This is a genomic window from Nocardia sp. No.11 (assembly GCF_038752175.1).
Classification (GTDB): Bacteria; Actinomycetota; Actinomycetes; order Mycobacteriales; family Mycobacteriaceae; genus Nocardia; species Nocardia canadensis.
Genome location: NZ_JBCGFB010000251.1, coordinates 1 through 1878, shown reverse-complemented (window position 1 = coordinate 1878; position 1878 = coordinate 1). Strand labels below are relative to the sequence as shown.

Genomic DNA, 1878 nt, shown 5'->3' with positions numbered 1-1878 from the left:
GCCGGGCACCGGTGGAGCGCTCGTCGTCGCGGCGGGCCCCGTCGGCGCGGAGGGCGTGACACCGCCGAGGGCGAGGGTGCCGGTGGCCAAGGCCGCCATCGTGACCGCGGCCGCGGCGATGATCGCTGCCCGCTTGGCGGTGAACATCCGGGTGGGGGCGGATTCGGTCGTCGGGAGCGCGATGCCCTCGGCCACCGGAGCCGCCGCCACCGGAGCCGCCGCCATCGGCGCCGCGACGACAGCGGCCGGGATGGCCTCGGTAGGCACGGAGACCGCGGCCACGTCCAGGGCGATCTCGGCCGCGCCGTGCGCGGTGCAGGACGCCGGATCGGCGCAGGCGGCGACCGGCAGTCCGAACTCGGTGGAGATCAGCTCGGCGACCAGGGGGATCGCGCCACCACCGCCGGTGAGCAGCACCCGGCCGATATCGCCCATGGTGAGTCCGGCGCGGCGCACCGCGTCGTGCAGCAGGCTCATCGAGTCGAGCAGGATCGGGCGCAGCAGATCTTCGAGTTCGCCGCGGGTCAGCCGGACCTGTTCGGTGTGTCCGGCGGCGAGCATGCCCACCGGGATCACCGTCGCGGTAATTCTGGAGAGGTCTTCTTTCGCATTTCTGCAGCGGGCTCGCAATGCCGACAATTCCGCTTCGACAACGGGGTCGAATGGATCGATATCCCGATCGCCCAGCGCGTTTGCCAGAACATAGCGCATCGTCAGGAGATCGAATTCCATCCCGGCGACAGCCGTACTGTGCAGGGGTGCGCCGAGCATCCCGGCCTGGTCGCCGGTGCGTAACACGGTGACCGTGAGGCCGCTCGCGCCCAAGTCGTACACGGCCAGCGCGCCGTCGTCGAGCAGGCCGTTCTCCATCTCGTATCGGCGCACCGCGGCCATCGGCTCGGGCACCAGCGTCACCTCGGGCAGGCCCGCGCGTGTGAGGGCCGCCCGCGTCGTCTCGACCGACCGCTCCGGCCACCACGCCGGATAGCAGGACACGATCGTCGCCTCGGTGCCCGGGCCGGCCAGCTCGGTGACCAAGGCCTGCGTCGCGGCGGCGACCAGATCGGCCGCATTGTGGCTGGATCCGTCCTCCGCCAGCAGATCCACCGGGTCACCGACCCGGGAGAGGTAGTCGTCGACCACCACGCCGCGCGCGTGCTGGGCGGCGTCGGCGAAGCCGGTCGAGCCGTCGGCGCCCAGCAGCAGGGCACTGTGGTGCGCGCGAACGGTGGTTCCGGATCCGTCGGCCGTGGTGGCCGCGGCGACCGAATTCGCGGCCCCGACGGTAATGCCGAGCGCCAGCCGCTCTGTCATTGGACAACCCCGTTCGCAGGACTTCCGGCGGACCGGAAATGTTGAGTACAACGAGATCGCCGGGGTGGTCGGCGTCCCACTCGAACTGTCGGTTGCTAGGGGGCAGCTGTTACCTGTGCTGGGGCAAGTACGGGGAAATTCCCCTAATCGGTGGTGTCCCCCTAACGGGCACCGTCGACCGTGAACTAGGCATTCGCCCCGTTACCTGTAACGACGTGCCGACCTAGCGTGAAAGACATTCCAACGACAACGGATCGGGCAGTACCGCCCATGATCTGGAGGAGCTGATCTCGATGACACCCAACGCGATTCTGGAATTCATCCTCAACCTGCTGCGTGACCGTGAGGCCGCCGCGGCCTACTGCGCCAACCCGTGCCAGGCACTGACCGTGGCCGGGCTCGACGTGACGCCCGAGGATATTTCCGCCGTCGCCCCGATGGTGGCGGAATCCGCGCTGGTCAGCGGCGGCTCCCAGTTGCAGGCGATCGTGGCGGCGGGTGCCGCGGCGGGCACGAGTGCCGCCCTCGCCTCGACGGCCACCGCGGCCGCCGCCGTGACGGCGG

General features: G+C 70.2%; 2 protein-coding genes. One reads left to right on the top strand and one right to left on the bottom strand.

Annotated elements, in window-relative coordinates; genetic code table 11:
- Positions 1 to 1314 (bottom strand): Hsp70 family protein (locus V8688_RS31845; protein WP_342802373.1); only part of this gene is annotated, 1314 nt, incomplete at its 3' end.
- Between the two features lie 293 nt (positions 1315 to 1607).
- Here V8688_RS31845 and V8688_RS31840 point away from each other — a divergent pair.
- Positions 1608 to 1878: IniB N-terminal domain-containing protein (locus V8688_RS31840; protein ID WP_342802372.1), on the top strand; the 271-nt coding region annotated here is incomplete at its 3' end.